This window comes from Shewanella sp. SM20, assembly GCF_025654545.1.
Taxonomy (GTDB): Bacteria; Pseudomonadota; Gammaproteobacteria; order Enterobacterales; family Shewanellaceae; genus Shewanella; species Shewanella oncorhynchi.
The window spans coordinates 1-3,891 of record NZ_JAKKRK010000104.1; the positions used below are offsets into that span (position 1 = coordinate 1).

Genomic DNA, 3,891 nt, shown 5'->3' on the forward strand with positions numbered 1-3,891 from the left:
GTGTGCCACCCTGGCGTTCTAGTTTTAACTGTCTCACCCATTTATCCATAGTGGACTTACCTACGTTCATCGCCTTTGCAGCTTCGATGATGCTATGGTTTTTATCGAGGACTAATTGGGCTGCTTCAAGTTTGAATTCAGCACTAAATGTTTTTCTGGTTGTCGATCTCATGTGTTCACCTAAAGTCATCTACGAGGTAATAATATCACCTCTATTTAGGTGGCCAAAATTAGTGTGCCACTACACTTCATCTAATTAAGTTGCTCACTACGGCCTTGATAGTGATTAATTAAATTACTGGGATTGACTGGTTGCAACTTGAATGCAGGAAAGTGAGTATTGGTTGCCTGAGGAGGCAATCTTAACGGTGATTAAAAGTGTGTGTTTCTGGGACGCCTAGATGGCTAGTATTCTCTCTGATAGTGGTACTATTTGTTTTTTCCAATAAAACCAATGCTTTAGATCAATGTTAATAATTGCGGACTTTTCTTAACAAATACGTGTCAAGTAATTTCTATAATTATTTCTAACTAAGGCCTAGATGGCTAGTATTCTCTCTAATAGTGGGCTGGATAAGGGCCAATCTCTTAGCTTGAATTGTGTAACTCATTGTTTTTAATGAAAGGATGGTGGCGAAACACGCTAATTTATATCGGATTGCTTCTTAACCCGTTGAACCGTTGATACAGAACAATCTAATAACTTTGCGGTTTTCCTGATACTCATGGTCTGCAATTGGGTAATGATGGCCTCATGTAACTGAGCATCCTTATTCTGTCCACCCCAAGTCTTACCCTCTGCCTTAGCCTTTGCTATCCCTTGCGCCTGCCTAGCCCTTCTAGTCTCATAATCGTCTCTAGCCATACCAGCGGCTAGGTCTAGCATAAAAGCCGTTAGAGCGCGTTGTATGAAGCCTGAGTTACTATCAGTTGTGGTTAGGGCTGAGTGTGTCTGAGGTTGGTCAACGATAACGATGATTAGCCCCTTAGCGGCTATCTTGGCTTTAAGTGATTGCCATAACTCCCAAGGTAAACGACTCAGTCTGTCCATTTTCTCAATCAATAATATGTCGCCCTCTGAGGCTTCCTCAATGAGCCTGTTAAGCTCTGGACGGTTTGAGCTAGTACCTGATACGTTTTCTTGATAAAAGGTTGTAACGGTCATCCCATGAGCTTTGATGAATGCCATTAACTCAGGCTTAGCCCGACAGCTATCTTGCTCGCTGGTGGACGCTCTAAGATAAGCTCGAATGATAAGCTTAGGTGTATTCAGCATGTGGTATCTATCGTTATCTGATTTAGGTGTATTCATTTGGTATCGTAAACCTAGGTAATTGGGTGGGTAACGCTGTATTTATTTAAGTATACTTGATGAATACACTTGGTCAAGTAGATATTCTTATTCTGTTATGAGTTAGGGATGAGGTAACAAGTGATGCTATTCACACTTTCAATACTAAAGAGTGAGGAGCTAATAAAACTGGCAAGCCTCTAATAATTGGTTTGAATAGCCTTGAGAGGGCTGTAAGCCCCCCTATGGGGGAAACTACGTAAGTCGACTCATACACTAGTTGCCGTACATTTCTCCCTCATTTTTTGAAATTCCAATATCAACGACTTAGTAAACCGATTGCAATTACTCTAATAAACAAACTAAATCACTCGCCTTTATGTGGGTATATCTCGCTAACATACTGATATCCCTATGTCCTGAAATCGCCTGAAGTTGAAGTGTATTGAGCTTACGATTTGCATAACGTGTAATGGCCGTGTGCCTCAATGAATGAAAACACAGTGCCTTAGGTAGCTTTAAACGGTCACAAGAGCGCCTAAATGCTTGGCTAACTGTATAGGGCTTGCTTTTGAATAGATAACCATCCTGAACTAATGAAGCTGCCTGCTTGAGTACAGCTAAGGCTCGACTGTTTAAAGGAACATCCCTGTCAAAACCGTTTTTAGTATCGGTCAGTCTCAAGGTCTTTGACTGCCAGTTAATACATTCAGTGGTTATGCTAAGGCACTCGCTGCGCCTCATAGCTGTTTCATAACTTAAGACCACCAGAGGGGCAATCTTAGGCGCTATATCATTAAGTATCATCTGGTATTGAATAGGGTCGATTACGAGTTCCCTAGGCTTGCCAGCTCTAGGTAATTTGTATCCTTCAAGGATATTAGGTAGACGGTTAAATTTGAGTATACGGCTGAGTAATTGAAGCTCTAGGCGGATAGTGGAATCGCTAACTAAGGTCTGCCTTTCTTGGGTATAGGCCGCAATGTGTTTAAGCGTTATATCCTTCGCTTGGAGTGGAAGCCCCTTGATTAAGTTAGTCGCTCTGTAAGTAGTTGCCTCAGTGCCTCCTCGACCTTTTAGTGTATTTAGATATAAGTTTGAACAATGCGCTAGTGAGCCTGCGATCAAGCTATTGCCTTCTATTTGGCTTACCCAAGCCTCAGCCTCAGCTTTTGTTCTAAAGGTCTTGGTGATTGCTTTTTGACCTTTTGGGCGAATCATTGCATTGATATTTCCACTTGGTAATAGTCGATAAGTTGCCATGTACATGTCCTTAGTGTGTACACAGACTTTCCTTTTATCTTGCATATACTTAGGCCTTAGCGTGGGCTAAGTAGCTGTATTCATGGGGTGTCAGGGGTCGGAGGTTCGAATCCTCTCATACCGACCAAATTCCTCTTTTTATAAGAGTTAAAAAGCCTGCAAACTTAATCGTTTGCAGGCTTTTTTATTTTAGTGCGATTTTAAATTCATTTTAGTCATACCAAAAAACTTAGGTATATGTATGGTAAAGTGTCTCAAGTTTGAATCATGAAAAAACATAATAAATATGGGCAGGCTGCGCGTAGCTGCGACTTTATCCCAGTGTTGAATCACCCCGAGGTTTGATTGATTGGGGGGGGGTAATGGATAAGTTGTATCGTTAAATTGAATTTTGCTGAAAGCTTTGGGTAGTGCTTTGAAGATTCTGGAGTGGCATTTATTGGGAGCAAAAAAATTAGTTGGACACACTTTTTGTTCCCATCTTATGGTTGAATAAACTGCATTAAAAAACCAAAATACCATGCCAACAAAGACGCCCAAGTATAACCCCAAACTGCCATCAATAAAGCAGCGGAAGCCAGCCTTGGGTGAAAAGCACTGGCGATAACTGGTGCAGAAGCCGCACCACCAATATTACACTGACTCGCGATCGCGAAGTACATGATAGGTAATCGAAAAAATACAGTAAAAATAAATAAGATAATAATGTGTATAGAGAACCAAATAAGAGCGATACAAACGTAATAGGGCGCGGCGCTCAATGCGCTAATATCAAAGTTCAACCCCATCAACATTATCATGATATAGATAAAAAAAAGAGCTGCCTGCTGAGTTTCCTTGACTAACACATGTCTTGCATTTGTTAATGAAAATAATAATCCTAAAAAAGTTGCAATTAATACTGACCAAAAAAATTCAGAAGTAAGATTGTATTTAAATAAGTGTGGGAAACTATTAGCGATTCTTGTTGCAAGGAAGGATGATAATTTTTCACTAAAGAGAATTACAATGGAAAAAGTCAAGCTCAATATCAGAATCCAATAATAGCTTGTTTTTTTTCCTATCACTTTACGTTTGATGTCAGTGCAAAATACTGAAGGATCCCCTCATAAATCAGCCATAGCATAGCCATATTTGAGCAACTGATTGGCGAATAATACCCAGGCCGCCAGCAATTCTTTCTCCGTGATTTGATAATCAGGCCGCCTGAGTACCTCCAATCCCAAGCGAATCGTTGAGAGTACCGTTCGATGCCCAATGGTATTGGCCTGAAAATGCTTATCCCAGCCCTGTTGCTGTGCGTGTAAACCAACTAGCCACAACAGGCATTGAACCAT

The 3,891-nt window shown here is 40.8% G+C and carries 4 protein-coding genes and 1 pseudogene; all 5 read right to left on the bottom strand.

Annotated features, from left to right (window positions below):
• On the bottom strand, window positions 1–172 hold a 172-nt coding region (locus L5M18_RS22780), incomplete at its 3' end, for a transposase (protein WP_263148087.1).
• Between the two features lie 471 nt (window positions 173–643).
• Window positions 644–1,312: a recombinase family protein gene (locus tag L5M18_RS22785; RefSeq protein WP_263198692.1), complete on the bottom strand. Its 669-nt coding sequence runs from the start codon at window positions 1,310–1,312 to the stop codon at window positions 644–646.
• Window positions 1,313–1,636: 324 nt separating this feature from the next.
• Entirely contained in the window at window positions 1,637–2,554 is a 918-nt protein-coding gene (locus L5M18_RS22790; RefSeq protein WP_198572344.1) for a tyrosine-type recombinase/integrase, read from the bottom strand.
• A gap of 482 nt (window positions 2,555–3,036) precedes the next feature.
• Window positions 3,037–3,582: a DUF819 family protein gene (locus L5M18_RS22795; RefSeq protein WP_411569282.1), complete on the bottom strand. Its 546-nt coding sequence runs from the start codon at window positions 3,580–3,582 to the stop codon at window positions 3,037–3,039.
• Between the two features lie 78 nt (window positions 3,583–3,660).
• Window positions 3,661–3,891, bottom strand: a pseudogene (locus tag L5M18_RS22800) (IS4 family transposase); the annotation flags it as partial.

Coding starts and splice junctions, on each gene's coding strand:
- L5M18_RS22790 (WP_198572344.1), bottom strand. CDS start 2,554: ATGGCAACTTATCGACTATTACCAAGTGGAAATATCAATGCAATGATT.
- L5M18_RS22785 (WP_263198692.1), bottom strand. CDS start 1,312: ATGAATACACCTAAATCAGATAACGATAGATACCACATGCTGAATACA.